The following is a 26,477-nucleotide window of genomic DNA, read 5'->3' as shown; positions in this document are numbered from 1 at the left end:
AACCGGGGCGGGTTGTCCACCGTCTGCCCCCAGGTTGTCCACAGGCGTTACGCACATGTGGACAACCTGGGTCCTAGTGCACAGCTGGTATCGCTCACCGCCCTGCCGGGAATCACCGGCTCACGGCAGCAACCGATAAATCACCGCGTCCGAATTGCGCCAGGTCTCCTTCAAGAACGGCTCGCCGGCCAACCCGACCAACCCCGGCTGATAGGGCTTCCCCGGCTCGGTGGAAGGCTTCCCCAGGATCACCCAGTGAATGTTCAGCCGCTGAACCGCGGCCCGGACCTCGGGATCGGTCCGGTAATCGCGAAACCGGTCGGCGAGGAGCAGAGCATCCCTCGGCAGCAGCGTCTCGTCGAAATGCCCGGCCACCGTCCGGACTCCCGACAGCGCGTACGTCCAAGCCGTCCCGTCGAAGCGGTCGTTCATCGCCCATTCGCCCGGGGCCGCCAGCTTGCCCAGCTCCTCCATCGCCGCCTGCTCGCCCGGCGTCACGCGCAGCTTCGACGGGTCCGCCGCCTGGTAGCCCGTGTACACGCGGGCTCCGTTCGACCGGAAGTACAAGCCGTTCGAAAGCGCCACGAAACCCAGCAGCACCACCACCGCGACCGCCACCGCCGGTACGCGCGCCGGCAGGTGGTCGCGTAGCCAGGCCTGTGTCGAGGCCAAGCCGTGCGCGGCCAGCACGCACAGCGGGATCGCCGCCATCGAGAAGAACCGGTACGGGTCGTCCCACCACGGGCGCGACAACGCCATCACGATCGGGGCGTTCGACGACGCCACCGCCATGTACGCCAGGCCCGTGACCCCCGCCGTCAATCCGATCCAGCGCAACGCTCCCGCGCGCGCGAAGAACACGATCCCCAGGAACAGCGCCACCGACAGCCACACCTGCGGATGCGCTTCGTAGTGCTGGAACCCCAGCAGCGCCCCCAGCGCCGTCGACGCGCGCCACTCGCTCGGCCAGCCGTAGTACGGGACGTCGCCCGTGGCCAGGCCCAGTGCCCCGAACAACTGCAGCCACGCCACCAGGAGTGACGCCACCGCGATCGGCAGCAGCGCCAGCAGGTCGCGGCCGATCCGGCGCCATCCCGAAAGCCAGCGCTGCACCAGCATCGGCCCGGCGAACAGGATCCCGCCGAACAACGTCGACGAGTGGATGCACAGCAAGCCCACCGCCGCCAGCAGCAGCACGAATCCCGTGTCCGGCGCGACGCGCTCCAGGTACCGCCGCAGGGCCACCGCCGCCAGCGGCGTCAGCGCGACCCCCAGTGCGAAGGGCAGCAGCGGCCCGCGGTCCATCGACTCGTACACGCCCACCACCGGCGCCACCGCCGTCAGCGCCACCGCACCCGCCAGCACCGCGCGCCCGCGGAACTCGCGGACCAGGGTCACCAGCGACAACGCCAGCAAACCCGGCAGCAGCAGCGTGTTCGCGTCCAGCGTGGCCGGGATCGACGCCCCGCTCAGGCGGTACGTCGTCGCCGCCAGCAGGTGGTAGGCATTGGGGTAGAACACCGGCGCCGCGTTGCCGTACCAGTTCACGTGACCCGTGCCGAACAGGCTGCCGTCGCCGGTGTCGGCGATGTAGCGGACGGCGTTCCCGTGGTAGACCGCGTCGAATCCCTGCGGCAGCGCGCCGATGTGGCCCAGGCCGCGCAGCGTCGCGTAGAAGCCCACCGCCGCCCCGAACAGCAGGCACGCGCCCACGGCGATGTGCCCGCGGCGCGCCCACAGCCCGGGTTCCGGCTCGGGTGCCCAACGCCGGACCGTCAGTTTCCGGACACCGTAAGCGATCGCGGCGAACACGACGGTCGAAACGGCGTAGGTCACCGGCGTGAACGACCAGCCGACCGCCGCCGTCCACGGCCCGGTCAGGCCGCCGATGGCGTAGCTGAGCAACGGGGCCAATCCGGCCAGGGCCCAGCCGCGTAATCCCGCGGCGAGTCCCGTCAGGAGGCCCGGGACGGCGATGACGACAATGGCAACGCAGACGGAGAGCACGGTGGAGACTAAGCCGACAACGATCAGTGCGGTGCTCCGGGGTGAGCAGTCCGATCGGGACGAATCGCGAATGTCTCTTCGCGATACCCGAACGGGTTATATTGACCAGTGCGTTTCCCTGCTTGACTGACGCCGGGCGGAGCTGTCTTCACGAGGGGGCCGGGTGGTCTACGCGGTCGTGGTGGCGTGGCTGGTCCTCGCCGCGATCGTGGTGCTGACCTGGGGCCGGCTCGACACCGATCGTGGCTGGCGTGCCTTCGTCCTCACGCTCACCCTCGGCCTTTCCCTGCTGCACCAGCTGCTGTTCGCGACCGTCACCGAGGACGCGCTCGTGTCGTTCCGCTACGCGCAGAACATCGCCGACGGAAACGGCCCGGTCTTCAACCCCGGTGAGCGCGTCGAGGGTTACACGAACTTCCTCTGGCTGGTGCTGATCGCCCTGCCGCGGGCCGCGTTCGGTGCCGACGTGCAGACCGCCGCCGTCGTGTTCGGCGTCGTCGCCGCGCTCGGGTGCGTGCTCCTGTCCTACCTCCTGGTGAACCGGATCGTCGCGGGAGCCGACGCCGAGCCGCGGCCGGCGATCGGCGTCGCCGCCGCGGTGCTGACCGCGAGCGCCGGCGGCCTCGCGGTCTACGGGCCGTCCGGCTCCGAGACCCCGCTGTTCGCGCTGCTGCTCCTCGCCGTCTGCTACTCGCTCGCGGCCCGCCGCCCGGTGGTCGCCGGGGTGCTCGTCTCGTTCGCCGTCATGACGAGCCCGGAGGGGCTGGTCGTCGCCGTGCTGGGCGGCCTCTGGCTGGCCGGCGCCGCGCTGAAGAAGAAGCACAGCTGGTGGGCGCCGGCGGGGTACGTGCTCGGCGCGCTGGTGTTCCTGATCCCGCGGCTGGCCTGGCGCGCGACGTTCTACCAGCACTTCCTCCCCGCGCCGCTGGCCGCGAAGTTCGGCGGGCCGCTCGGCTCGCAGGTCGCCGCCGGCTGGCCGTACCTGTCCGGGTTCGCCTTGGCGCACCAGGGGTTCCTGCTGCTCGGGCTGGTCGCGGCGGTCGCGCTCCTGCTGCGCCGCACCGAAGCCGTCGAGGCCCGGGCCCTGATCTGGCTGCTGTTCGCGACAGCCGCCGGGCTCGCCGCGGCCGCGGTGCTGATCGGCGGCGACCCCGGTCCGTCGTGGCGGCTGCTGGCCCCGGTTCCGCCGCTGATCGCCGTGGCGGCCGTCAGTGCGTACGGCGTCCTCACCGTCGACATCGAGGCGAAGCCGTCGCCGCGGCCGAGGGCGTGGCCGGCCGCGACGCGGCTCGTCCCGGTGACCGCCTGCGGGCTCGCCGGCATCGCGGTGCTCGTCTCGGTGTTCAGCCCCGAGATGCTCGACCGCGTGCGCGACTGGCGCGCGCACGGCACCGAACTGACCGAAATCGGCGGCTGGCTGGGCCGGTACCTGCCGCCCGGGTCGGTCGTCAGCGCCGCCGTGCCCGGCGCGCTCGCGGCCCGCAGCGGGCAGCTGCTCATCATCGACGTCCTCGGCCGCACCGACGACCACATCGCCCGCGAGGGGCAGCACGACGGCGGCGTCGCGACCGACTACGACTACGTCGTCAACGGCCGCCGCCCGACCGTCGCCGTGCCCGCCGACGGCGGCTACGCCGACCGCCAGCACTGCGCGATCGACCCGGTCTACGCGGGCAAGTACGAGGTCGCCACGTTCCGCCGCGTCGGCACGCCCTACTGGGTCTCCGTGTACCCGCGCGCGGAGCAGGCGAAGTCCGTGGTCACGGACCTCGACAAGGGCCCGGACTTCCGCTACGTACCCTGTCCTTCGTGAAGCTCGAGGTTCGGAAACGCCGGCTCGGCGCCGAAGCGAAGCTCGGGATCGGGGTCTTCGGGACGTCGTTCGCGCTGTTCGTGCTGCGGTTCCTGGTGCCGCGCCCGGTCGCGATGTCCAACAACGGCGACGGCGGCCGCGTGCTGTGCGGCGCCGGGATCACCTGGAAGGGCCCGCCGGAGGCGTTCGTCCACCTCGCCTACACGCCGGCGCCCGGCGCGCCGCCGTGCCGGCCGACCTACCTGCTCACGCAGAGCTGGCTCGCGGACCTCGCCGTCGGGATCGGCAGGCTGATCGGGCTGCCCGGGACGCTCAGCCTGGTCGTGCTGGGCCTGCTCAGCAGCCTCGTCGCCGCGGCGGCGATCGCCGCGATCGTGCTCGGCCTGCCGTACTCCTTCCGCACCCGGCTGGCCGTGGCGGCCGGGCTGCTGCTGGTCGTCGCCGACTCGGCGTTCTTCGGCTACTTCGCCGCGGTGCTCGGCGAGGGCGCGGCCTTCCTCGGCCTGCTGCTGGTCGTCGGCGGCCTGCTGCTGATCGCGCGCGAGGGCTGGTGGAGCTACGCGGGCATGGCGGTGACGCTCATCGGGGGCGTCCTGGCGGTCAACGCCAAGGTCCAGACGCTGACGATCCTGCCGATCCTCGCGCTCGCGGTGCTCCTCGTCCGGCCGGGCACGCTGCGCGGGCCGAAGCGGTGGGCGGCAGCGGTGCTGGTCGTCGGCGCACTCGGCGCCGTGACGCTCTACGCGCAGCAGAGCGTCGAGCCGGCCGTCGCGCCCGACGGCACGCTCGCCGAGCGGCCGGGGGACGACTCGCGCGAGGTCAACGTCTTCAACTCGATCTTCCTGAACATCGTCGACGGGCACCACGACACCCAGGCCGACCTGGCCGCGCTCGGGCTGCCGCCGTCGTTCGCCCAGTACGCGGGCAACGGCTGGTGGCACCCGCACCCGGCGACCACGGACCCGCTCTACCCGAGCTACCGCGGGCAGATGAGCCGCCGGAACGTCGTCGCGTACTTCGCGAGCCACCCCGGCCGGACCCTGGAAGTGCTGAACCGGGCCGCGACCGACCAGCTCACCGCCCGGCCCGGCTACCTGGGCAGCTTCGACCAGAGCGCGGGCTTCGCGCCGCACGCGCAGGAACACCGGGTGCCGGTGGTGTCGTGGCTGACCGGCCTGATCGCCCCGCTCGGCCTGTTCGCGCTGGTGCCGATCTGGCTGTTCGTGCTGGTCCGGGCCTGGATGCAGCGGCGCGGCGCGCTGGGCGTCGTGCTGGCTTTCCTGCTCGCGGTGTCCCTGACGCAGTTCGGCGCCGCGGCCCTGGGCGACGGCATCGAGGGCATCAAGCACCAGTCCGTCGCGCTGTTCACCATCCTGCTGGCCCTCGTGCTGGCGATCCCGGTCCGGCGGCGCGAGGACGTGCAGGCTGTGTGAGGTTCGCCCGGTTTGTGTTCTTCCCCGCTTGAACGGCCGCCAAGAACCTACGGTCCCGTAACCTGGAACGATGGCTGACCTGGTGTACCCGCCCGTGATCGCGGCGGCCCGGACGATGTTCCGGGTACTGGACAACCGCATCACGATCGAGGGCGCGGAGCACATCCCGCGCCACGGCGGTGCGGTCATCGCGTGCAACCACGTGAGCTACCTCGACTTCATCTTCTGCGGCCTCGGAGCGCGCCCGGCCAAGCGGCTGACGCGGTTCATGGCGAAGAAGGAGATCTTCGACAACAAGATCGCCGGGCCGTTGATGCGCGGGATGCACCACATCTCCGTGGACCGCTCCGCCGGCCTGGCCTCCTACCGCGCGGCCCTCGAAAAGCTGAAGGACGGCGAGGTCGTCGGCGTCTTCCCCGAAGCCACCATCAGCCGGTCGTTCACCGTCAAGGAGATCAAGTCGGGCGCCGTCCGGATGGCCGCGGCGGCGGACGTCCCGGTCGTGCCGATGGCGCTCTGGGGCACCCAACGGCTCTGGACGAAGGGCCGGCCGAAGGACCTGACCCGCCGGCACGTGCCGATCTCGATCCTCATCGGCGAGCCGATGTACCCGGCGAAGGGCGACGACTGGGACGTCCTGACGAAGGAGCTGCGCGTCCGGATGAGCGCGCTGGTCGACCGCGCCCAGGCCGAGTACCCGGACCAGCCCGCGTCCGACGAAGAACGCTGGTGGCTGCCCGCCCACCTGGGCGGGACCGCGCCGACCCCGGCCGAAGCGGCCGAGCTCGACCGCCGTTAGAACCAGCGCTCGAGGACCTGCGCGACGCCGTCTTCGCCGGCCGGGCCGGTGACCTCGTCGGCCACCGCGAGCACCGCCCGGTGCCCGTCCTCCATCGCGACCCCGTGGCCGGCCCAGCGCAGCATCTCGACGTCGTTCGGCATGTCGCCGAAGGCGATCACCTGCCCGCGTCCGACGCCCAGCCGCTCGGCGACGTCGGCGAGGCCGGTCGCCTTGGTGATGCCGTGCGCGGACAGCTCCACCAGGCCGCCCGACGACGAGTAGGTGACGTCGACGTCGCGGTCGAAGAGCGCGTTGACCGCCTCGGACATCTCCTCGGACGACATCCCGCGGTGGCTGACCAGCAGCTTGATCGCCGGGTGCCCGAGCACCTCGGCGCGCGGCGCGGTGCGGCCCTCGCCGTCGCCCCACGGGTTGTGGTAGTTCGGCTCGATCACGAAGCTGCGCATTTCGTGGTCGGCGCCGGTGCTGACGCGTTCGGCGGCCAGGCGGCAGCCGGGCAGCGCCTTGTCGAGCGCGTGCGCGATGTCGTGGAGCAGTTCCGGCTTCAGCAGGCCGTGTACCGCGACGACCTCCTCGCGCCCGCAGTCGTACAGGACGGCGCCGTTCGCGCACACCGCGTACCCGGTCAGCTCGAGGGGCTTGGCCACGGGCGCGATCCAGCGCGGCGGCCGGCCGCTGGCCAGCACGAACGGCACGCCCGCCTCGATCGCCCGGCCGACGGTCGCGATGGTGCGGGCGCTGAGGGATTCGGAGGGGCCGAGCAGGGTGCCGTCGACGTCGGACGCGATCAACTGGGGTCTCTCCACCCGGCCATTGTCCCTGACCCGTCCGGGTGGCTTCGTCCCCGTCCGAGCGAATGTCGGTGCCGACCCTCCGCCTTCCTCCCCACCACCACCCTCAACGGAGGAGCTGCGCTCCGCTGTTACGTTCGGCAGTGTGCGAGTAGGCATCGTGATTCTTCCGGAAGATCGTTGGTGGGCGGCCGAGCCGAAGTGGCGGGCCGCCGAGGAGTACGGCTTCGACCACGCCTGGACGTACGACCACCTGGGCTGGCGCACCCTGGTCGACGGGCCGTGGTTCTCCGCGATCCCGACCCTGACCGCCGCGGCGATGGTGACGTCGCGCATCCGGCTGGGCACGTTCGTGGCGTCCCCGGTCGCCCGGCACCCGGTGCCGTTCATGCGGGAGCTGACCACCCTCGACGACGTCTCGGACGGCCGGTTCGTCCTGGGCGTCGGCGCGGGCGTAGACCACCTGCACTACGACGGCGCGGTCCTCGGCGCGCCGGAGCTGACGGCGAAGCAGCGCGCCGACCGGTTCACCGAGTTCGTCGAGGCGCTCGACGGGCTGCTCATGACCGACAAGTTCGACTTCGACGGCGAGTACTACCGGGCCCGCGAGGCCCGCAACCTGCCGGGCACCGTCCAGCGGCCGCGGCTGCCGTTCGTGGTCGCGGCGAACGGCCCCCGCACGATGACCCTCGCGGCGCGCTTCGGCGCGGGCTGGGTCACCACGGGCCGGGGCGGCAAGACCGAGGACGAGTGGTGGGGCGGCATCAAGCAGCTCACCGAGCTCTTCGACCAGCGGCTGGACGCGGCAGGCCGCGAGCGGGCCGGCATCCAGCGGCACCTGAGCCTGGACGCGTCGCCGGTCTTCTCGCTGAGCAGCGTCGAGGCGTTCCGGGACGCGGCCGGCCGCGCGGGGGAGCTGGGCTTCACCGACGTCATCGCGCACTGGCCGCGCTCGTCGTCACCGTACGAAGGCCGCGAAGCCGTGCTGGAGCAGGTGGCGAGCGACGTCCTGCCGGAGCTCCACGCTGGTCCGAACGGGTGACATCCGCGTAGCCGGGAAACCGATTGCCGTCCCTCGGGCGTCCTTCACTGCAGACGCCAGAGATCACCCCGGGGGTGGTTGGGGGACGGAGGGCCCTCGTGGCCGCGGCACGGGGCGCCGCGGCCACGAGGGCTTCGTCACGCCGGGCTACTTCACGATCCGGTAGATCACGGCGCCCGGGTTCCGGTAGACCTCGCGCACGAAGTCGTGCCCGTCCAGGTGCCGCAGGCCGGGCGCGATCGGGGTGTCGCGGCGGATCGTGCCGCTGCCGACCAGCACGTAGTGGATGTTCAGCCGCTGCGTCGCGGCGCGGACCTGCGGGTCGCTGTCGTAGTCGCCGAAGTGCATCGCCAGGTAGAGCGAGTCCGGGGGCGCGATGCCCGCGTCGTAGTGGCCGGCCACCGGGTGCACGCCGGTCAGCGCGTACATCCACGCCGTGCCGTCCATGCGGTCGTTGAGCACCTTCTGGTCGGCGGGGATCCCCAGCGTGCCGAGGTGGTCCATCGCGTCGATCTCGTCCTGGCTGACCGGCGGGACCGTCTCGCCGGGGAGGCCGTTGTAGTACAGCAGCGACACCGTCTTGGCGTTGGCCGCGCGGTAGAACCCGCCGGTCAGCACGCCCATCGCCACGACCAGCAGCACCGCCGTCGCCAGCCCGACCCGGCCGGTCAGCCACGGCCGCGCGCGCACCCAGGCGCGCCCGCTCGCGACCTTCGCCAGCCACTGCTGGGTCTCGCTCATCCCGTGCGCGGCGAGCAGGCACATCGGGATCGCCGCCAGCGCCATCAGCCGGAACCGGTCGTTCCACCAGGGGCGCGACAGGCTGATCACCCAGTCTTCGCCGCCGAAGCACGCGACCACGACGAACAGCGCGGACAGCGCGATCGCCGAGAGCACCACCCAGCGCATCCGCCGCAGCCGCACCAGCGTGAACACGCCGAGGGCCAGGAACACCGTCAGCCAGATCTGCGGCACCGGCAGCACCTGCTTGAACGTCGCCAGCATCGCCAGGGCCTTCCACAGCGGCATGTGCGAGCCCCACGCGTGGTACGGGTACGACCCGGACGTGAAGGAGATCGCGCCGAGGATCATCGGCGCGGCCATCAGCCCGGCCGCCACCATCACCGGCAGCATCCGCAGGACGTCACCGCCGACGACCCGCCAGGCCGCTTTTTCCGGCGCGACGCCGTCGAGGTGCTTGCCCCGCAGTGCCCGGTACCAGCGCTGCACCACGACCGGGAACGCGAACAGGATCGCCCCGAACAGCGCGCTCGAGTGCGCGGCGAGCAGGCCGGTGGCGCTCAGCGCCAGCACCGCGCCCGTGTCGACGCCGGGCCGCACGACGAACCGCTGCAGCGCGACCACCGCCAGCGGCGTCAGCACGATGCCGAGCGCGAACGGCAGCAGCCCGCTCGACACCGACTCGTACGCCCCGGTCGTCGCGCCGCCCGCGACCAGCGCCGCGCTGCCGGCGAACACCGCGCGGCCGCCGAGCTGGCGCACCAGCGCGACCATGGCCAGCGCGAACAGCCCGGCGATCGGCATCGTGACGGCGTTGAGCGTGACCGGCACCGACGTCCCCGACAGCTGGTAGACCAGGGCGCCGACCAGGTGGTACGCGTTCGGGTAGAAGGACCCGTCGGGGTACCAGTTGATGGTGCCCATGCCGGTCAGGGAGCCGTCGCCGGTCTCGGCGATGTAGCGGATGCCGTTCGCGTGGAAGACGGTGTCCCAGCGCTGGAACACCGCGGTCGTCCCGCCGCGGCCGGTGACCACCACGGCGATCGACACGGCCGTGGCGATCGCCACGCAGGCGACCACGGCCAGGTGCGCGCGGCGCGTCCACGGCTGCGGCGGCTCTTCGGCTCCCGGTGTCATCCAGCCGCGCGCGATCGAGAGCCGGCGGAGACCGTGGAGCACGGCGGCGAGCAGCAGGGTGCAGGCGGCGACGCTCGGCGGCCCGTACGGCACGTGCGCGATCGCCAGCCACGGGCCGGCCAGGCCGGCGATGGCGTAGCTCAGCAGCGGCGCGAGCCCGGCCAGAGCCCAGCCGCGGACGCCGGCGGCCCATCCGACGACGCCGCCGGGCACCGCCAGTACGGCCAGATAAGTGGCCACCGCGGCGAAGTAGCTCCAGAAGTCCTCGGGTGCAGGCACTGCTTTCCAGGTGTGTCGTAGGCCGAAATGTGATAGTCGGGTGCGGCCCGGGTTACCGGACTGCGTACCCTCGACGCCCGTGAGCGCGCACACGAACCCCGCACAGATTACTGAAGACGATTTCGCAGGTTACGACCTCGTCGTCGTCGGGTCCGGTTTCTTCGGCCTGACCGTCGCCGAACGGGCTGCGGCCGAGCTGGGCAAGAAGGTCCTCGTCCTCGAACGGCGTAGCCACATCGGCGGCAACGCCTACTCCGAGGCCGAGCCCGAGACCGGGATCGAGGTGCACAAGTACGGCGCGCACCTGTTCCACACGTCGAACAAGCGCGTCTGGGAGTACGTGAACCGGTTCACCGAGTTCACGAACTACCAGCACCGCGTGTTCGCGCGGGTCAAGGACCAGGTCTACTCGTTCCCGATGAACCTGGGCCTGATCAACCAGTTCTTCGGCAAGTCGCACACGCCGGACGAGGCTCGCGAGCTGATCGCCAAGCAGTCGTCCGAGTTCGAGACCGCCAACGCGCAGAACCTCGAGGAGAAGGCGATCTCGCTGGTCGGCCGTCCCCTCTACGAGGCGTTCATCCGCGGTTACACGGCGAAGCAGTGGGAGAACGACCCCAAGAACCTGGGCGAGAACATCATCACCCGCCTGCCGGTCCGCTACAACTTCGACAACCGGTACTTCAACGACACCTACGAGGGCCTGCCCGTCAACGGGTACACCGCGTGGCTCGAGAAGATGGCCGAGCACGAGAACATCGAGATCCGGCTGAACGTCGACTACTTCGACGTCCGCGAGCACATCCCGGCGGGCACCCCGACCGTCTACACCGGGCCGCTGGACCGCTACTTCGGCTACTCGGCGGGCCGGTTCACCTGGCGCACCGTCGACTTCGAGTCCGAGGTCGCCGAGACCGGTGACTTCCAGGGCACCTCGGTCGTCAACTACAACGACCAGGAAGTGCCCTACACCCGGATCATCGAGTTCCGCCACTTCCACCCGGAGCGGGACTACCCGAAGGACAAGACGGTCATCTTCCGCGAGTACTCCCGCTTCGCGACCGAGGAAGACGAGCCGTACTACCCGATCAACACCCCGGAGAACCGCGAGAAGCTCGAGGCCTACCGCGAGCTGGCCAAGACCGAGGCGCGCGAGAGGAACGTGCTGTTCGGCGGCCGTCTCGGCACCTACAAGTACCTCGACATGCACATGGCCATCGGGTCGGCGCTGTCGGCGTTCGACAACAAGATCGCCCCGCACCTGACCGACGGCGCGCCGCTCGACGGGTCCCTCGATGCTTGAGAAGGGCACCCCGACGGGCGAGGTCGCCGTCCTTTCGAAGGCGCAGGGCTTTCTGAAGAGTGACGTTTCGGTGAAAGCCGCGCGCGGCATGTCGCACTTCGGCGAGCACGCGATCGGCTGGTTCAGCCTCGGCCTGATCGGCGCCGCGGTCGACAAGAAGCGGCGCAAGGACTGGCTGGTCGCGTCGGCCGGCGTCGTCGGCGCGCACGCGGCCTCGATCGCGGTGAAACGCGTGGTCAGGCGGCCCCGGCCGGACCACCCGAGCGTCGAGGTACTGGTCGGCACCCCGAGCAAGCTGAGCTTCCCGTCGTCGCACGCGACGTCCACGACGGCGGCGGCGGTGCTCTACTCCGGATTGACCGGGCGTAACCTGGTGCCCGCCCTGGTACCGCCGATGCTCGCCTCGCGGCTCGTGCTCGGCGTTCACTATCCGACAGACGTCCTGGCCGGTGCGGCCCTCGGGGGGCTCGTCGGTGGTCTGATACGACGGAAGCTGAAGAAGAAGCCATGAGCGAGACGACCGAGCAGCGCAACAGCGACGAAGCGGCCGTGACTCCTGAGGCACCGGAGACCCCGGTGACGGCGGAGTCGGCCACGGCGACCGCCGCCCGCGGGCGGTTCGGCCTGGCCGGCGGCGTCATCAAGACGGCGCGGCCGCGCCAGTGGGTCAAGAACGTGCTGGTCTTCGCGGCCCCGTTCTTCGCCTTCTCGAAGTCGACCGACCGCACGGGCCTCCTGCTCGACGCGATCGTCGCCTTCGTGGCGTTCTCGCTGGTGGCGAGCTCGGTCTACCTCATCAACGACGCCATCGACGTCGAGGCCGACCGGGCCCACCCGACCAAGCGGAACCGGCCGATCGCGGCCGGCATCGTGCCGGTCCCCGTCGCGTACGGGGCCGCGGTCGTGTTCTTCCTGGCCGGCCTCGGCGTGTCGTTCGCGGCGAGCTGGCAGCTCGCCGTGGTGCTGGGGGTCTACGAAGCCGTCCAGCTCGGCTACTGCTTCGGCCTGAAGCACCAGCCGGTGGTCGACCTGGCCATCGTCGGCTCGGGCTTCCTGATGCGCTCGATCGCCGGCGGTGTCGCGGGCGGCATCGCGCTTTCGCAGTGGTTCCTGCTGGTCACGGCGTTCGGCTCGCTGTTCATGGTCGCCGGCAAGCGCTACGCGGAGATCATGCTCTTCGAGCGCACCGGCGCGAAGATCCGCTCCTCGCTGAAGAAGTATTCGGCCAGCTACCTGCGGTTCGTCTGGGCGACGTCGGCGGCGATCCTGATCATGTCGTACTGCCTGTGGGCGTTCGAGATCCGCCAGACCGAGCACAACTCGGTGTGGGCGCTCATCTCGATGGTGCCGTTCGTGGTGGCGGTGCTCCGCTACGCGGTCGACGTCGACGGCGGCATCGCGGGCGAGCCCGAGGAGATCGCGCTCAAGGACCGCGTGCTGCAGGTGCTCGGCGCGACCTGGGTGGTCACGCTGTTCCTGTCCTTCTACCTGTGACTCATGGCGGATCGACAGGTTGGTTTCAGGTGATGCACAGCTGAGGGGCGCACGCTGAGGTGGTGGGGGCGGGCACTGCGCTCGCTCCCGTGACCACAGGAGCCACGATGAACGACCAGCCGCGCGAGGAGAAGGCCCCGGAGGGGGCCGACCACCCGACCGTCGAACAGCCCACGGCCCACGCCGCGGCCGACCAGCCGACCACGCAGCAGCCGGCCGCCCAGGCACCGGCGACGCCCGCCGCGGCCGACCAGCCCCCCGCGCAAGCACCGGCCACCCCCGCCGCACCGGGCGAACCAGCCACCGCGCAGAGCCCCGCAGCCGGGGCCGCCCTGCCGGCGGCCGACCAGACCGCCGTCCACGGGCAGCAGCCGCCACCCGCCGCGCAGGGGCAGGCTCCGCCGTCCGCCGCGAGCGCGGCTCAGGCCCCGCCCACGCCCCAGCTCTCCCAGCCCGGTCCCGGCCCGGCCTACGGCGCCTGGGGCCCTCCCCAGGCCGCCCCACGGCAGCCCGGCGGCTTCCGGCGGTTCGTCGGGAACCGCGCGACCCAGCTCGTCGGCGTCGGCGTCCTCGGCCTGCTGATCGGCGGCGGCGTCGTCGGCGGGATCGCCGCCGCGACCAGCCACGGTCCTCGCGACGGCCGGCCCGGCATCCACCGCCAGTACGACGGCCCCAACGGCAAGCAGGGCTTCGACGGCCGCGGCTTCCCGGGCGGGGGTGGCGGGAACTCCGGCAACTCGGGCAATTCCGGCTCCGGGAACGGCATCTGATCGCTGTGGTCTGAGCCACCCGTACCTCGCTCAGATCACAGAAGCATCACGGGCGAGGTACGGTGTCCGGGATGCGAAGCGCCTCCGCAGAACTCCCCAAGGCCGCCACCGCGCTGTCGGCGGCCGTGCCCTTTGCCCGCTCGTGGGCGTTGCCGGCGGGGGCAGCGGCGGCCTCCGCCCTGGTGTTCGCCCTGGTCAGCAGCCATCTCATCGATGACACGTACATCACGCTGTCCTACGCGAAGAACCTCGCCTTCCACGCCCACTGGGGCCTGATCGAGCAGGGGACGGCGAACACCGCGACGTCCCCGCTGAACGTCCTGGCCCTGGCCGCGGTCACGTTCGTCGTCCGCGACGCCGTGCTGGCGGCCGGGATCGTGTTCGTCGCCGTGCAGGTGCTGCTCGTCCTCGGCCTGCGCCGGCTGGGCGAGCGCACCGGGCTGCCGGCGGCGTTCGCGCCGGTGACGTTCGCGTTGCTGCTGGTCAACCCGCTGCTGCTGTCGTCGGTCGGGCTGGAGGTCGCGCTCGGCGCCACCGGCGTCGTCTGGACGCTGGTCTACGCGGGGGAGCGCAAGGCGGGCCGGCTCGGCGTCCTGATCGGGCTGCTCGCCCTCGTCCGGATCGACCTGCTGCTCATCGCGGCAGTGCTGTTCGCGGCCCGCCGCGAGTTCTGGACCGGTATTTGGCGCACGGCCTTCGCCGCCCTGGCGGTCACGCTGCCGTGGTTCGGGTTCAGCTGGATCGTGCTCGGCTCGGCCGTGCCGGACACGCTGGTCATCAAGATCAGCCAGCAGTCGTGGGGACCGTTCAGCTTCACGAACGGCCCGCTCCTGTACTGGCGCAACTTCCCGGCCGAGGCCGCGCTGTCGTTCCTGCCGCTGCCGCTCGCGGGCCTGGTGGGCGTGGTCTGGATCGTCCAGTACCGCCGCGGTTCCGAGATCGCCCGCCGCCTGACGCCGTCCGCGGCGCTGGCCGTCGCGGGCGCCCTGCACTACCTGGCGTACAGCCGCCTCGGCGTGCCGCCGTACCACTGGTACTACGCGCCGAGCATCATCGGCGCGACGATCTTCCTGGCGGCGTGCGCGTGCGCGGTGCCGGAACGCGTGCGCCGCGGAACGTGGACGCTGGCCGGCGGTGTCCTCGCGGCGAGCGTCGCGGTGTACGCGCTGCCGGGCCTCCCGCGCCAGTTCGCGCCGATCACGAGCAACCACGCCTCGACGACGGAGTACCGCGAGATCGGCCAGGAACTGGCGTCGATCGCCCACGGCCGCACGGTGGAGACGGCGGGCGAGGTCGGCGCGCTCGCCTACGCGTGCGACTGCGAGCTGGTGGACGAGTTCTCCGACCGCGGCGCGGTCGACCCGGCGATCGCGGAGACGAAACGCCGCAGCGGCGACCTCGGCCGTGCGCTGCTGGAGGCCAACTTCCACAACTTCGACCACAGCGTGGCCCCGATCAGCCCCGACCTGATCCTGGCGACGACCCGCCGGACGCCGCCCCCGACGGCGCTGGCGAGCTGGCGGATCGACTCCCCGTGGATGGGCCCCCAGAACCTCTACCTGCTGCCGGCTCACGCGGCCGGCAGCTGAGCACGGCCGCGGAACATCCGGTTCATCGTCCCCTCGCGGGCCAGCAGCACCTGCGTGATCACTTGCAGCACCACGAAGCTGCCGATCGACAGCGCCGTGTCGAGCCCCGGCACGACGTCCACCGGCAGCGTGTACGCCATCGCGATGCTTCCCGCGCTGTGCACGAGCCCGCCGACGCCCCACACGACCGTCAGCACCCGCCAGACCCGCCGGAACGACGGCGTGTCCGCCCAGCGGGCCTCCAGCGTCGAAGCGCGGCCTGGTAGCAGCGCGAGCGTCGCCTGGTAGGTCGTCGGGCGGCGGCCGATGCGCAGGCTCGCCAGCATCCACACCCCGATCAGGACGCTGAACCACGCGCCGCGCACCAGCTGCAGCCGTGCGTCGCCGGTCAGCAGCGACGTCGCGAGCCCGATCGCCACTATGGCCAGCACGAACACACCCATGCCGTCGACCCGCCGGTGCCGCGCCGCCAGGTACAGCACGCGCAGCGCCGGCGGCAGGCCGCTCAGCGTCAGCGCCCAGACCGGCGCCACGTCGAACGCCCGCAGCAGGTAGTAGCCGCCGGCCGGGGCGGCGATGTCGCAGAGCAGCGTGCCGAGCATGTCCCCGAGCATGGACGACCGACGCGGCCGGGACCATCGTCGAGCCGGCTCTTACGCATCCACCGTCCGGTTGATGCCCATCCGCTGCCGCGTGATCTTCACGCCGAGCACCGCGCTCCCGACGGTCAGCGCGGTCTCGAGGAACGGCACGACGTCGACCGGCAGCGTGAACGCCATCACGACGACGGCGCAGGCCAGCAGCACGCACCCGGCGCCCCACCCCAGGGTTGCCGTGCGCCACCGCTGCCGGAACGCGGGGGAGAGGCCCCACAGCTGGTCGAGCTCACGGGCGCGAGCGGGCTGAAGGGTGCACGCCGCCCGGAACAGGAGCGGCCGCCGGCCGACGAGCAGGCTCCCCAGCATCGCCACGCCGAGCGGCAGCGTGATCCAGGCGCTGCGGACCAGCAGCAGCCGGGGATCACCGGAGAACACCGCCACCGCGCCGTTGATCAGCAGCACGGCCAGCACGAACGCGCTCAGCGGGTCGATCCGCCGGTGCCGGGCCAGGACGTACCCGGTCCGCAGCACCGGCGGCACGGCGCTGACCAGCAGCGCCCAGAGCGCGTCGACGTCGAAGGAGCGCAGGACGTAGTACAGGGCCATCGGGAGCGCGACGTCGCGGAGCAGCATCGTGAGCCCACCGCGGTCGCTCGTCGTAGTCGTCATGATGACAGTTTGTTGCGACGACCACCGCGGCACATCGGCGTGCGGGCCGGGCCCGGATGGATCTCCGGGTCAACCCGAGGGTGGAGAACTCAGATCGGGAGCTTGCGGAAGATCGGCCGCGGGACGTGCCGCAGGGCCGACATCACCAGCCGGAACGGCGCCGGCGCCCAGATCAGGTCCTTGCCCGCGCGGGCCGCCGCCACCGCCTGCTCGGCGACCTGGTCGGCGTTCTGCGTCAGCGGGGCGTCCTTGAGGCCGTCGGTCATCTTCGTCCGCACCTGACCCGAGCGGACGACCGTCACCTGCACGCCGTGCGGCGCGAGCGCCTCGCCGAGACCCAGGAAGAAGCCGTCGAAACCGGCCTTGGTGGAGCCGTAGACGAAGTTCGACCGCCGGACGCGCTCACCGGCCACCGACGACAGCGCGATCACCGTGCCGTGCCCCTGGGCCTTGAGCTTCTCCGACAGAGCGACGCCGACGGACACCGCGGCGGTGTAGTTCACCGTCGCCGCCTCGACCGCTTTCGCGTGGTCCTGCCAGAGCTCTTCGGGGTCGCCGAGCAGGCCGAACGCCACGACCGCGACGTCGATGTCGCCGCCCTCGAACGCCTTGTCCAGCACGCCGGGGTGCGAGGCCAGGTCCTTCGCGTCGAAGTCGACGGTTGCGATCTCGGCGCCCTTGTCCTTCAGGCGCTGCGCGGCCGCGTCGAGCCGCGGCGACGGCCGCGCGGCCAGCACGACCCGCAGCGGCTTCTCGGCCAGGTACTTCTCGGCGATCGCCAGCGCGATGTCGGACGTGCCGCCGAGCAGCAGCAGGGACTGGGGGTTGCCAACAGCGTCGATCACAGCTCGAGCCTCCGGCTCATGTCAGAGGCGAAAACGCCTTCGGGGTCAACGGCGGCGCGCACCTTGCGCCACTCTTCGAGGCGCGGGTACATCTTCGCGAACGTCTCGGGCGCGGTGCGCGAGTCCTTCGCGGTGTACAGCCGCCCGCCCGCGGCGAGCACGTCCTCGTCCAGCTCGGTGCAGAAGCGGCCCAGGCCGTCCTTGATCGGGAAGTCGACGCTGAGCATCCAGCCCGGCGACGGCCACGACATCGGCGCCGGGTTCGCCTCGCCCATCCGCTTGAGGACGTTCAGGAACGAGTAGTTGCCGGACGTCGAAATCTTGCGGCAGATGGCCTTGAGCTGGTCTTCCGTGCCGAACGGCACCGAGAACTGGTACTGCAGGAAGCCCTTCGAGCCGTACGCCCGGTTCCACTCGCTGATCATGTCGAGCGGGTGGTAGAACTGCGTCAGGTTCTGGATCTTGCCGCGCGCGCCCTTCTTGGGCACCGTCTTCTGCCACAGCTCGTTGATCAGGCCGAACGTGAGCTTGTTGCCGAGGCCGTTGGGGAAGACGTCCGGCAGCGTCAGCAGCTGCGGCGCGTCGAACTTCAGCGGCTGGCTGCGCAGCTTCGGCGGCAGCTGGTCCACCGTCGCCAGCGAGCCGCGGGAGAACGTGGCCCGGCCGAGGCGGCCGTCGGAGGAGATCAGGTCCGGCACCGACATCGAGTAGTCGTAGCCGAGGTCCGAGCCGTCGGTGAACAGGCCGAGCGTCTCGTCGAGGTTCGCCGTGCGGTCCGCGTCGACGTAGAAGTACGCCGTCTCGGTCTTCTTCATCCGGATCGTGGCCCGGGTGATGATGCCGGTCAGGCCGATGCCGGCGACGGTCGCCCAGAACAGCTCGGCGTCCGGGCCCTCCGGCGTCAGCGTGCGGATGTTGCCGTCCGCGGTGATGAGGTCCAGCGACACGACGTGGTTGCCGAAGCTGCCCGCGCTGTGGTGGTTCTTGCCGTGGATGTCGTTGGCGATCGCGCCGCCGATGGTCACCTGGCGCGTGCCCGGCAGAACGGGGACCCACAGGCCGTACGGCAGCGCCTCGCGCATCAGCTGGTCGAGGCTCACGCCCGCGTCGAGGTCGACGAGCGCGCTGTCCGGGTCGATCGAGTGGATCCGGTCCAGCGCGGTCATGTCGACGACCAGGCCGCCCGCGTTCTGCGCCGGGTCGCCGTAGGACCGGCCGAGGCCGCGGGCGATGACACCGCGCTCGCCGGCCTGGGTCACGGCACGCGCGATGACTTCGACGTCTGCGGTGCTCAGCACGTCGGCGGTGGTCGGTGCCGTCCGCGCCCAGCCCGTGAGCGTGCGACGCTGTGTCTCGGGTGCAGGGGTCACTCGACCAGGGTAGCCACGCCGAACGACGCCCGGAACGTGACCCTGAAGTGCTCGCTTCTACACTTTGCGCATCAAGGCACAAGCGCCCGCGCGGGTGACCATGACTCAGGCAACGAGGTAATGCAGTGGTGGCGACCGATCCGCAAGCCGACATCGCAGCTGCTCAGCCGTCCTCCCTCGGACTGCTCGGGCAGCTCGTTCGCTTCGCCCTGATCGGCGGCTTCTGCGCCCTGGTCGACCTGGGTACGTACACGCTGCTGACCCAGGTGGCCGGGATGGCCACTTCACCGTGGGTCGACGTCGCTCGCGCTATCAGTTTCATCGTGGGCACCACCACGGCGTTCTTCCTGAACCGGAAGTTCACCTTCTCCGGCGGGCGCCGCGACGGGAAAGCGCAGATCGGTTCGTTCGTCCTGCTCTACACCGTGACGTTCTTCGTCGCGGTCGGGGTGAACCAGCTCATGCTGCAGGTGCTGCCGGAGTCCGCGTGGCAGCACACACTGTGCTGGGCCGTGTCGCAGGCCACCGCCACGGTGATCAATTTCGTGATGCTCAAGTGGGTCGTCTTCCGCGAGCCGTCGACTGAGGAGAACTGAGGAACTCAATGCCCGGTAAAACAGCCACCCCGGCGCCGACCACCCCAGCCGGCGCGGCCGCCGAGACGCGGTTCACCGAGCACACTCCGCAGGGTCGCCTGACGGCGCAGCGCGGCCTCTACGCGGGCCCGGCGCCGATCGTCAGCAAGGACCTGTACGCCGAGCTCGAGTGGGGCTCGGCCGTGCGGGAACGTGCGGTGATCACCCTCGAGCCCGCCTCCAAGGTGTCGGGCAACACGTACTTCGGCCGGTTCCCGGCCTCCTACTGGCAGCGGTGGACCACGGTGACCGAGGTGTCGGTCGAGGCCGTGGTGACCGGGACCGGGCTGCTGTCGATGGGTGCCTCCGACGTCGAGGGCGAGCCGCGTGTGGTGGCCGCCGAGCAGGTCGCCGACGTCAAGCAGCACAAGATCACGCTGACCTCGAAGCTGGACAAGTTCTACGACGGCGGCGCGCTCTGGCTCGACCTGGAAACCGAGGGCGGGCAGACGCTGCGGGTGGAGCAGGTCCGCTGGACGGTCGAGGCCCCGCAGAAGATCCGCCCGACCGCGGTGACGATCTGCACGATGAACCGCGCCGACGACTGCCTGAAGAACCTCCAGGCCCTGGCCGCGGACGTCTCCTCGCTGGAGACCCTGGACGCCATCTACGTCGCCGACCAGGGCAGCGACCTGGTCGAGTCCCGGGACGGGTTCGAGCAGGTCGCCAAGGACCTGGCGGACAAGCTGCACTACATCAAGCAGCCGAACCTCGGCGGGGCCGGCGGGTTCACCCGGGGCCTGTTCGAGGTGGCCGGGCACACCGCGACCGAGCACGCGAACGTGCTGTTCATGGACGACGACGTGCTGCTGGAGCCGGACCTGGTGATCCGGATGACGGCGTTCTCCAACCGCGCCGCCAACCCGATCATCGTCGGCGGCCAGATGCTCAACCTGTTCCACCCCAACCAGCTGCACGTCGGCGCCGAATACGCCCGGCTGAACACCCTCGAGCCCGGCCAGCCGGTCGAGCACTCCCTGTCGACGGCGGACCTGCTGGGGGTGGATGAGGAGACGTTGAAGCCGAACCGGCAGGAGCGGCGCCTGGACGCCGGGTACAACGGCTGGTGGTCGTGCCTGATCCCGTACGAGGTGGTGCAGGCGACCGGGTATCCGTTGCCGTTCTTCTTCCAGTGGGACGACGCGGAGTACTCCTACCGGGCCCGCGCGCACGGCTTCCCGACGGTGACGTTGCCGGGGGCGGGGGTGTGGCACGCGGACTTCCACATGAAGGACTGGGACGAGTGGCACCGGTACTTCAACCTGCGCAACTCGATCATCACCGCGGCGTTGCACTCGCCGTTCAACCTCAACCTGCTCTCCCGGGTGCTGCTGGCGCAGCTGGTGCGGTATCTGCTGGGGATGCAGTACGGGCTGTCGGCGACGCTGATCAAGGCGGTGGAGGACTTCCTGGAGGGCCCGCAGGTCCTGCGGGACGGCGGGGTCGAGGCGATGCAGGAGATCCGCCGGATCCGCGACCAGTACCCGGAGACCAAGCGGCACAAGGCCACCGACGTCCCGGGCATCGCCTCCAACGACATCGGCATCATCAACAGCGCGCCGCGGCCCAGCATGCAGCGCCTGGTGCTGATCAAGCGGGTGCTCGACCGGGTCCTCGGCCGCAGCCGCTTCGGGCTCGGCGCGGTGCCGATCGACGAGGCGAACTGGTGGCACATCGCGCTGTTCGACACCGCGGTGGTCACCGACGCGAACCAGGAAGGTGTCCGCGTCCGGTCGTACGACAAGGCGAAGATGTTCGACCTGGCCAAGCGCGGCGCGAAGGTGGTCCAGCGGCTGCGCAAGGAAGGCGCGGCGGTGCAGGAGCAGTACAAGCGCGCCATGCCGGAGCTGACCTCGCGCGAGAACTGGAAGCGCCTGTACAAGCTCTGACCCAGGCATCGTCGAAGGCCGTCTCACGCTCGTCGTGGGGCGGCCTTCGGTGTGTCAGCCGTGCATGCCGAACACGGTGCTCTTCCGGGTGAGGTCGTCGACGTACGCGGCGGCCACGTGGGCGAAGTTGATCGCGACCTCCGAGTGGTCCTTGGTGGTCACCGTCTCGACCGCGCCGGCCTTCACGAGCTGGGCGAGCCTGCCCGCCAGCTTGCCGGACTCTTCGGTCGTCAGTGCGAACAGCAGCGGTTCCCCGCCGGTGGCGAGGTGCAGCACGAGTGCGGGTTTCGGGTCGGCCATGCGTCCATCGGACCAGCGGCGATCTCGCCCGGGCAAGCGGGTTCGCTGAGGGCGGATGGACTACCGTTTTCCCAAGCCCGGAAGAACCCGTTGGGGGATGGAAGCGATGCCGCACTCGTTCTCGCTGTCGCTGGCAGCGGTGGACATCCTGCTGGAGCAGCTGGGGCTCGGCCGCGCGCCGACGCCGTTCGAGGTCCCGCACGTCGGCACGACCGTCGAGCAGCGCGCGATGATCCGCGACGCCGTCGTCCGCGACCTGTCCGGCCGCGGGCTGTGGAGCCGCGGCCGCCTCGACGCGGACGCCGAGCTGGCGCTGGCCACCTTCGCCCGCGGCAGCGTGGTGATCAACGCGGCCGCCGAGCTGGGCGATCGCCACCTCTTCGCCCGCGTCGCGTCCGACGGCCAGTTCGCGGTGCTCGCCCGCCAGGAGGAGAACCTCATCGTCTTCGAGGAGGTCCGCCCGACGGGCATCGTCCCGGCGATCGTCGACCTCCTCCCGCTGACCCCGGCGGCGCCCGGCCAGTCGGTCACCATCTCGCGCCCGGCGGAGCAGCCCCGCCACCAGCGCCGCGACGACGCGTACGACCCGTTCGCGGGCGTGAGCGGCCCGCGCTCGGCAGGCGGCGGCGGCGGCCCCCAGCTCCGGATGATCGAGCGCGTCTTCCAGGAGCCGAAGAAGCGCGTGGGCCAGTTCACCGCCCAGACCCGCGGCGGCACGTTCCCGCCCCTGGCCTGGTTCGACACACCATCCGGCCGCTGGCTGATGTCGTCGCGCGCATCCGCGGACGGCCAGCGCTGGATCACCTACGCTCCGGCCGACAACGCCCGCCTGGCTCAGCAGCTGTACGCCCAGCTCGAAGGCCAGTTCTGACGGTCGGGAACCGGCGGTGGGCTTTCGACGTCCCAAGGTGAAGATCGGTGAACAGCCGTTGCGTGGGGTGCCCGGCTAGTAGACTTCCGGGTGCACACGCACGGGCGAAGCGATTCGGGGTGGAACAGCGATGCTGATAGCTGACGGCGGCGGCGGGTCGATGTCGGACATCGTCAACCCGCTCACATCGGCGGGTATGGGCGCCGCGGTGCAGAGCGTCACCGCCGAAACGCAGAAGCTGGTCGACGCCGCCAAGGGCGGCGGTTTCAAGATCACCCCCGAAGGCGTGAAGCCCATCCGGGACGCGCTGACCGAGCTGGTCACCGACCTCGGGGCTCTGCAGTACCAAAGCTCCATGCTCGATCAGGCCCCGCAACTCGGTGACCACCCGTACGGGCACACCGTCGCGAAGCACGACCAGAAGAGTGCCTCGGAAACCGAAGGTTCGGCGACCGCGGTCCTGGAGCAGCTCAGGCAGGTTGCGAAGCAGGCCGACGAAGCACTCGCCCGGGCCGCGGGCCTTTACAAGGAAACCGAGAGCCAGGCTTTCTCCGCGCTCCAGACCAAACAGGCCTGAGGTAATGACCAAACTTCTCACTCGCGTCGTTCTTCCGCTCCTCGCCGGCGGAGCGCTGCTGGCCGGGTGCACCAGCACCCAAGGCGGAACGGCATCGCCCGCGCAGTCGCCGTCGGCCACCGAGTCCGGCTCTCCGGAGACCTCTTCGTCGTCCACGGGTGGCAGCGGAACCCAGTCGATCACGGATCCCTGCTCACTCCTCGAGATGAGTGACCTGAGCAGCTACGGCGAGTTCCTCGAACCGCGCAAGCAGACGCTCGGTGGCGCCCGGTCCTGCAGCTACCAGCAGAAGATCGCCTCGGCCAGTGATGACCAGAAGGTGATCGGTGTGAACGTCCGTGACGCCGCGTCGGTCGATCAGACCAACGACACCGGCGGTGGGGTGGTCGACCGCGACATCAACGGCCGGAAGGCGAAAGAGGCGTCGGGTGGCAGCGCGGTCGCCGGTTGCACGCTCGCCCTGCCGGTGGGCGATTCGTCGCGGGTGGATGTGTCGGTGCTCGGCGCCCACTCGGCGGACGAGGCCTGCCAGCTCGCTGAAGCGGTTGCGAAGACCGCTGTCGAACCGCGGTTGCCGAAGGGATAGGGGAACCCAGATGACGACGCGACAAGGCCCGCCGCCGAAGACCGCGGACAAGACGCCCCAAGAAGTCCAGGACATGGCGCCCGCCGAGCGCGATGCCTACCTGCAGCAGAAGGCCGACGAGGGAGTCGACCCGGGCAACTGGCTCTTCGGGCCCCTCCAGCAGTGGATGGCCCAGCAGAAGGCCAAGAACCAGTCTCAGGAGCTCGGTCAGAAGAACGTCGCCGACGCGACCAAGGGGCGCGACGTCGAGTACGTCCAGGGCCTGAACGCGCCGAACGCGGACTACAAGGGCAGCGACCACGCCCAGCTCCAGGCGTACCTGAACAGCAACCTGAACGTCGACCAGGTGTCCGAGGTCTCGACCGCGTACCACGAGGTGCACAAGGTCTTCGACAAGTTCGCGACGTCGATGAACACCGCCGTGAACGCCTCGAAGGGCACCTGGGAAGGCAGCGCCGCCGAGAACGCGCAGCAGTACTTCACCAGCCTCGGCAAATGGTCCGACGCGAACTCGCAGAACGCGAAGCTCGCCTCGGAGACCATCTACGACCAGGGCCAGGCCGCGGCCACGGCCAAGAACTCCATGCCCGCCCCCATCCCGTTCTCCTGGGGCGACGAGTTCAAGTCGTGGGCGACGTCGAACCCGTTCAGCCTGCCGGACAACGTCGACAAGTCCCTGCAGAAGCAGAAGGACAGCCAGGCGGCGCACGACGAGGCCGCCGGCGTCATGTCGACCTACGACAAGAGCCTGTACGAGGCCGCGTCGAAGCAGCCCGCCTTCGCGCCGCCGCCCAGCTTCAGCACCGGCGGGGGCACCGGCGACCCCAACGGCGGCGGCGACAAGGGTGGCATCAACACGCCCTCCAGTGTGAACATGCCGGGCTCCAACTCGGTGAACACGCCGGGCGGCCACAACAACTTCACCACCGGCAACGTCCCCGGCCCCAACATCACGCCGCACGTCGCCGGGCCCGGCTCGACCACCGGTGCGGGCCTGATCCCGGCCGGCACCACCACGCCGTCCGGTTTCACGCCGGGTTCGCTCCCGGGTGGGTCGACGTCGAACTCGAACCAGTCCTTCGGCGGCATGCCGCCGATGAGCCCGATGCCGATGGGCGGCATGAACTTCGGTGGCGACGAGGCCTACAACTCCAAGGTCGGCGGCGGCGCCGGCCGCGGGGGCGGCTTCGGCCCCGGCGGCTCGGGTGGCGCCGGCAACGCGACGGGTGCGGGTGCCGCCTCGGGCGCGGCCCGGCCGGGTGGCATCGGCGCGGCCGAAGCGGCCGCGGGCCGCGGGATGGGCGGCCTCGGCTCGGGCGGCGCGGCCGGCCGTGGCGGCATGGGCGCGGGCGGCATGGGCCGCGGCCAGAAGGGCGAGGGCGACGAGGACACGGAGCACTCGCGCCCCACGTACCTGGTCGAGGGCGACCCCGACGAGGTCTTCGGCACCGACATGCGCACCGCCCCGCCGGTCATCGGCGAATAACGGACAAAGCGAACGGCCCCGGGGGACCCCGGGGCCGTTTCGCGTTCACGCTGGTCGGGGAACCAGTAGCCTTCGCTGCGCGTCGGACACCGCGGAGGCGAGGATGACACCTGAGGAGTGGCTGGCGGGCTTCGAAACGAAGATCGCCGACGTCCGTGAGAAGGCCGAACAGTTCCGCGTCGGGCTCGAAGCCGCGGGGACGACCGTGGCATCGCCCGACGGGACCATCCGTGTCGGCGTAGCCCCCAACGGCTCGCTCACGGACCTGCAGCTCGCCGACGCCGCGCTGGCCGGCAAGTCGGGCGCCAAGCTCGCCGAGGAGATCCTCAAGCTCGCGCGCAAGGCCCAGCGCGGTGCCGCGGTGAACGTCGCCGCCGCGTTCGAGCCGCTCGGCGGTGACTCCGAGGCGATGCACATGGTCACCGGTTACGTGCCGCCGGAGGAGCCCGAAGAGCCACCCGCGCCCGATGCGTACCAGGAGCGCCGGCTGTGGCAGCACGAAGAGCCGGAAACCCCGCCGCCACCGCCGCCACCGCCGCCGGTCCGCCGTCCGCCGCGACCGGTGCGCGACGACGATGACGACTTCGGGGACAACACGTTCATGCGCCGGGACTGAGGGGACCGAAACCATGACCACCGCGACTTCGGGTGCCGGCATCGTCGACACCTACTCCGGGCTCGTCGACTCCATCAAGGCCGACTCCGAATCCGAGGGCGAACACGTCCTCGGGGTCGCGGTCAGCGCGGCCGGCGCGGTCGTCGACACGGTCGGCGCCGCGATCGACCCGCTCGGCGCCGTCCTCAACGCCGGGGTCGGCTGGCTGCTCGAACACATCAGCTTCCTGCGCGAGCCGCTCGACGCGCTGCTCGGCAACCCCGACGAGATCAACGCCAACGTCGACCAGCTCAAGTCCGCCGCGGCCGAGATGCACACCCTCGCCCAGGAGCACCGCGACGACCTGCGCAGCGTCGCCGAATGGACCGGCCAGGCCGCCGACGCCTACCGCGACAGCCTCTCGAAGATGGCCGAAGAGCTGGAGTCCCTGGGCAAGACCCTCGACGGGACGGCGGCCGTCGCGGGCATCTCCGGCATGCTCGTCTGCACGCTGCGCGGCATCGTCTTCGGCCTGATTTCGTCGGTGATCGCCGAGCTGATCCGCGACGCGCTGATCGCGGCGGCCTCGGCCGTGTGCACCTTCGGCGGGTCGATCGCGGCGTTCTGCGGGGTCGCGTCGGCGCGCGCCGCGGCGACCGCGTCGAAGATCGCGGGCAAGATCAGCAAGCTCCTCGAAGGCTTCGCGCGGCAGGGCGGCCGCCTGGCCAAGCTGCTGGAAGCGATGGAGAAGCTGACCAAGGGCCTCGACCGGTTCTCCACGGTCGGCGGTCTCGCGATGGGCGCCTACCAGGCCGCGAAGCCGTACGGCACGCAGCAGCCGGCGGAGGCGTGAC

25 protein-coding genes are annotated in these 26,477 nt (G+C 70.9%); 17 read left to right on the top strand and 8 right to left on the bottom strand.

All coding sequences use genetic code 11. The features are described 5' to 3' along the window. Positions 1-120: 120 nt before the first annotated feature. Positions 121-2,007 (bottom strand): DUF6541 family protein, encoded by a 1,887-nt coding sequence (locus QRX60_RS10340; protein ID WP_286000547.1) that lies wholly within the window; start codon positions 2,005-2,007, stop codon positions 121-123. A gap of 163 nt (positions 2,008-2,170) precedes the next feature. Here QRX60_RS10340 and QRX60_RS10335 point away from each other — a divergent pair, with 163 nt between their 5' ends. The 3 genes from QRX60_RS10335 (at position 2,171) to QRX60_RS10325 (ending at position 6,052) form a co-directional block, all read left to right on the top strand. Then, complete coding sequence (locus tag QRX60_RS10335) at positions 2,171-3,820, top strand: hypothetical protein (protein ID WP_286000546.1); 1,650 nt, start codon at positions 2,171-2,173, stop codon at positions 3,818-3,820. Beyond that, entirely contained in the window at positions 3,817-5,253 is a 1,437-nt protein-coding gene (gene wsfD / locus QRX60_RS10330) for a glycan biosynthesis hexose transferase WsfD (protein ID WP_286000545.1), read from the top strand. The genes QRX60_RS10335 and wsfD overlap by 4 nt, the downstream gene beginning before the upstream one ends. A gap of 70 nt (positions 5,254-5,323) precedes the next feature. Next, positions 5,324-6,052, top strand: coding sequence for a lysophospholipid acyltransferase family protein (locus QRX60_RS10325; protein WP_286000544.1), 729 nt, complete (start codon positions 5,324-5,326; stop codon positions 6,050-6,052). Here QRX60_RS10325 and QRX60_RS10320 read toward each other — a convergent pair. Next, a complete protein-coding gene (locus QRX60_RS10320) occupies positions 6,049-6,846 on the bottom strand; it encodes an HAD family hydrolase (protein WP_286003551.1) in 798 nt (265 codons plus the stop codon). The two genes, QRX60_RS10325 and QRX60_RS10320, sit on opposite strands and share 4 nt — an antisense overlap. Before the next feature lie 145 nt (positions 6,847-6,991). On the opposite strand from QRX60_RS10320, the gene QRX60_RS10315 reads away from it, so the two are divergent. After that, positions 6,992-7,888 (top strand): LLM class flavin-dependent oxidoreductase, encoded by an 897-nt coding sequence (locus QRX60_RS10315; protein WP_286000543.1) that lies wholly within the window; start codon positions 6,992-6,994, stop codon positions 7,886-7,888. 147 nt (positions 7,889-8,035) lie between these two features. On the opposite strand, the gene QRX60_RS10310 is transcribed toward QRX60_RS10315, so the two are convergent. Continuing rightward, the gene (locus tag QRX60_RS10310) at positions 8,036-10,045 is read right to left on the bottom strand and encodes a DUF6541 family protein (protein WP_286000542.1); all 2,010 of its coding nucleotides are present in this window, start codon (positions 10,043-10,045) and stop codon (positions 8,036-8,038) included. Between the two features lie 79 nt (positions 10,046-10,124). Here QRX60_RS10310 and glf point away from each other — a divergent pair, with 79 nt between their 5' ends. The 5 genes from glf to QRX60_RS10285 all read left to right on the top strand — a co-directional run bounded on the left by glf (position 10,125) and on the right by QRX60_RS10285 (position 15,201). Further along, complete coding sequence (gene glf, locus QRX60_RS10305; protein WP_286000541.1) at positions 10,125-11,348, top strand: UDP-galactopyranose mutase; 1,224 nt, start codon at positions 10,125-10,127, stop codon at positions 11,346-11,348. Further along, complete coding sequence (locus tag QRX60_RS10300; protein WP_286000540.1) at positions 11,341-11,859, top strand: phosphatase PAP2 family protein; 519 nt, start codon at positions 11,341-11,343, stop codon at positions 11,857-11,859. The genes glf and QRX60_RS10300 overlap by 8 nt, the downstream gene beginning before the upstream one ends. After that, the gene (locus QRX60_RS10295) at positions 11,856-12,842 is read left to right on the top strand and encodes a decaprenyl-phosphate phosphoribosyltransferase (RefSeq protein ID WP_286000539.1); all 987 of its coding nucleotides are present in this window, start codon (positions 11,856-11,858) and stop codon (positions 12,840-12,842) included. The genes QRX60_RS10300 and QRX60_RS10295 overlap by 4 nt, the downstream gene beginning before the upstream one ends. Positions 12,843-12,949: 107 nt before the next feature. Further along, positions 12,950-13,612, top strand: coding sequence for a hypothetical protein (locus QRX60_RS10290; RefSeq protein ID WP_286000538.1), 663 nt, complete (start codon positions 12,950-12,952; stop codon positions 13,610-13,612). 71 nt (positions 13,613-13,683) lie between these two features. Further along, entirely contained in the window at positions 13,684-15,201 is a 1,518-nt protein-coding gene (locus QRX60_RS10285; protein ID WP_286000537.1) for a hypothetical protein, read from the top strand. Here the strand turns inward: QRX60_RS10285 and QRX60_RS10280 are convergent. The 4 genes from QRX60_RS10280 to QRX60_RS10265 all read right to left on the bottom strand — a co-directional run bounded on the left by QRX60_RS10280 (position 15,183) and on the right by QRX60_RS10265 (position 18,684). After that, the gene (locus tag QRX60_RS10280) at positions 15,183-15,803 is read right to left on the bottom strand and encodes a VC0807 family protein (RefSeq protein WP_286000536.1); all 621 of its coding nucleotides are present in this window, start codon (positions 15,801-15,803) and stop codon (positions 15,183-15,185) included. The genes QRX60_RS10285 and QRX60_RS10280 overlap by 19 nt on opposite strands. 51 nt (positions 15,804-15,854) lie before the next feature. Next, the gene (locus tag QRX60_RS10275) at positions 15,855-16,469 is read right to left on the bottom strand and encodes a VC0807 family protein (RefSeq protein WP_286000535.1); all 615 of its coding nucleotides are present in this window, start codon (positions 16,467-16,469) and stop codon (positions 15,855-15,857) included. An 89-nt stretch (positions 16,470-16,558) separates the two neighbouring features. Continuing rightward, complete coding sequence (locus QRX60_RS10270; RefSeq protein ID WP_286000534.1) at positions 16,559-17,314, bottom strand: decaprenylphospho-beta-D-erythro-pentofuranosid-2-ulose 2-reductase; 756 nt, start codon at positions 17,312-17,314, stop codon at positions 16,559-16,561. Further along, on the bottom strand, positions 17,311-18,684 hold the full coding sequence (locus tag QRX60_RS10265; protein WP_286000533.1) for an FAD-binding oxidoreductase: 1,374 nt from the start codon (positions 18,682-18,684) through the stop codon (positions 17,311-17,313). Before QRX60_RS10265 ends, QRX60_RS10270 begins: the two co-directional genes overlap by 4 nt. A gap of 125 nt (positions 18,685-18,809) precedes the next feature. Here QRX60_RS10265 and QRX60_RS10260 point away from each other — a divergent pair, with 125 nt between their 5' ends. Together QRX60_RS10260 and QRX60_RS10255 are read left to right on the top strand one after the other, a co-directional pair. Then, on the top strand, positions 18,810-19,280 hold the full coding sequence (locus QRX60_RS10260; protein ID WP_286000532.1) for a GtrA family protein: 471 nt from the start codon (positions 18,810-18,812) through the stop codon (positions 19,278-19,280). 8 nt (positions 19,281-19,288) lie between these two features. Next, on the top strand, positions 19,289-21,208 hold the full coding sequence (locus QRX60_RS10255) for a glycosyltransferase (protein WP_286000531.1): 1,920 nt from the start codon (positions 19,289-19,291) through the stop codon (positions 21,206-21,208). A 54-nt stretch (positions 21,209-21,262) separates the two neighbouring features. Here the strand turns inward: QRX60_RS10255 and QRX60_RS10250 are convergent, their stop codons facing one another. After that, positions 21,263-21,508 carry a hypothetical protein gene (locus QRX60_RS10250; RefSeq protein WP_286000530.1) on the bottom strand — a complete coding sequence of 82 codons (246 nt, stop codon included), beginning with the start codon at positions 21,506-21,508 and terminating at the stop codon, positions 21,263-21,265. 106 nt (positions 21,509-21,614) lie between these two features. Here QRX60_RS10250 and QRX60_RS10245 point away from each other — a divergent pair, with 106 nt between their 5' ends. The 6 genes from QRX60_RS10245 to QRX60_RS10220 all read left to right on the top strand — a co-directional run bounded on the left by QRX60_RS10245 (position 21,615) and on the right by QRX60_RS10220 (position 26,476). Further along, on the top strand, positions 21,615-22,379 hold the full coding sequence (locus QRX60_RS10245) for an ESX secretion-associated protein EspG (RefSeq protein WP_286000529.1): 765 nt from the start codon (positions 21,615-21,617) through the stop codon (positions 22,377-22,379). A 130-nt stretch (positions 22,380-22,509) separates the two neighbouring features. Beyond that, the gene (locus QRX60_RS10240; protein WP_408630221.1) at positions 22,510-22,956 is read left to right on the top strand and encodes a hypothetical protein; all 447 of its coding nucleotides are present in this window, start codon (positions 22,510-22,512) and stop codon (positions 22,954-22,956) included. A gap of 4 nt (positions 22,957-22,960) precedes the next feature. Beyond that, complete coding sequence (locus QRX60_RS10235; protein ID WP_286000527.1) at positions 22,961-23,542, top strand: DUF3558 family protein; 582 nt, start codon at positions 22,961-22,963, stop codon at positions 23,540-23,542. A 10-nt stretch (positions 23,543-23,552) separates the two neighbouring features. After that, positions 23,553-25,028, top strand: coding sequence for a hypothetical protein (locus QRX60_RS10230; protein ID WP_286000526.1), 1,476 nt, complete (start codon positions 23,553-23,555; stop codon positions 25,026-25,028). A 103-nt stretch (positions 25,029-25,131) separates the two neighbouring features. Continuing rightward, positions 25,132-25,644 carry a YbaB/EbfC family nucleoid-associated protein gene (locus tag QRX60_RS10225; RefSeq protein WP_286000525.1) on the top strand — a complete coding sequence of 171 codons (513 nt, stop codon included), beginning with the start codon at positions 25,132-25,134 and terminating at the stop codon, positions 25,642-25,644. A gap of 13 nt (positions 25,645-25,657) precedes the next feature. After that, positions 25,658-26,476 (top strand): WXG100 family type VII secretion target, encoded by an 819-nt coding sequence (locus QRX60_RS10220; protein WP_286000524.1) that lies wholly within the window; start codon positions 25,658-25,660, stop codon positions 26,474-26,476. The last annotated feature ends 1 nt before the right edge of the window (position 26,477 follow it).

Origin of the sequence: Amycolatopsis mongoliensis (assembly GCF_030285665.1) — a bacterium.
GTDB classification, from domain to species: domain Bacteria; phylum Actinomycetota; class Actinomycetes; order Mycobacteriales; family Pseudonocardiaceae; genus Amycolatopsis; species Amycolatopsis mongoliensis.
Note: the sequence above shows the minus strand (reverse complement) of the source record. Positions and strands in the feature narration are given on the sequence as shown.

Excerpts from the sequence above, each read along its gene's own strand:
- QRX60_RS10300 (WP_286000540.1), top strand. The coding sequence starts at position 11,341 with ATGCTTGAGAAGGGCACCCCGACGGGCGAGGTCGCCGTCCTTTCGAAG.
- QRX60_RS10220 (WP_286000524.1), top strand. The coding sequence starts at position 25,658 with ATGACCACCGCGACTTCGGGTGCCGGCATCGTCGACACCTACTCCGGG.
- QRX60_RS10245 (WP_286000529.1), top strand. The coding sequence starts at position 21,615 with ATGCCGCACTCGTTCTCGCTGTCGCTGGCAGCGGTGGACATCCTGCTG.
- QRX60_RS10325 (WP_286000544.1), top strand. The coding sequence starts at position 5,324 with ATGGCTGACCTGGTGTACCCGCCCGTGATCGCGGCGGCCCGGACGATG.
- QRX60_RS10235 (WP_286000527.1), top strand. The coding sequence starts at position 22,961 with ATGACCAAACTTCTCACTCGCGTCGTTCTTCCGCTCCTCGCCGGCGGA.
- QRX60_RS10240 (WP_408630221.1), top strand. The coding sequence starts at position 22,510 with ATGCTGATAGCTGACGGCGGCGGCGGGTCGATGTCGGACATCGTCAAC.
- QRX60_RS10290 (WP_286000538.1), top strand. The coding sequence starts at position 12,950 with ATGAACGACCAGCCGCGCGAGGAGAAGGCCCCGGAGGGGGCCGACCAC.
- QRX60_RS10255 (WP_286000531.1), top strand. The coding sequence starts at position 19,289 with ATGCCCGGTAAAACAGCCACCCCGGCGCCGACCACCCCAGCCGGCGCG.
- QRX60_RS10230 (WP_286000526.1), top strand. The coding sequence starts at position 23,553 with ATGACGACGCGACAAGGCCCGCCGCCGAAGACCGCGGACAAGACGCCC.
- QRX60_RS10225 (WP_286000525.1), top strand. The coding sequence starts at position 25,132 with ATGACACCTGAGGAGTGGCTGGCGGGCTTCGAAACGAAGATCGCCGAC.
- QRX60_RS10285 (WP_286000537.1), top strand. The coding sequence starts at position 13,684 with ATGCGAAGCGCCTCCGCAGAACTCCCCAAGGCCGCCACCGCGCTGTCG.
- QRX60_RS10280 (WP_286000536.1), bottom strand. The coding sequence starts at position 15,803 with ATGCTCGGCACGCTGCTCTGCGACATCGCCGCCCCGGCCGGCGGCTAC.
- QRX60_RS10250 (WP_286000530.1), bottom strand. The coding sequence starts at position 21,508 with ATGGCCGACCCGAAACCCGCACTCGTGCTGCACCTCGCCACCGGCGGG.
- QRX60_RS10295 (WP_286000539.1), top strand. The coding sequence starts at position 11,856 with ATGAGCGAGACGACCGAGCAGCGCAACAGCGACGAAGCGGCCGTGACT.
- QRX60_RS10275 (WP_286000535.1), bottom strand. The coding sequence starts at position 16,469 with ATGACGACTACGACGAGCGACCGCGGTGGGCTCACGATGCTGCTCCGC.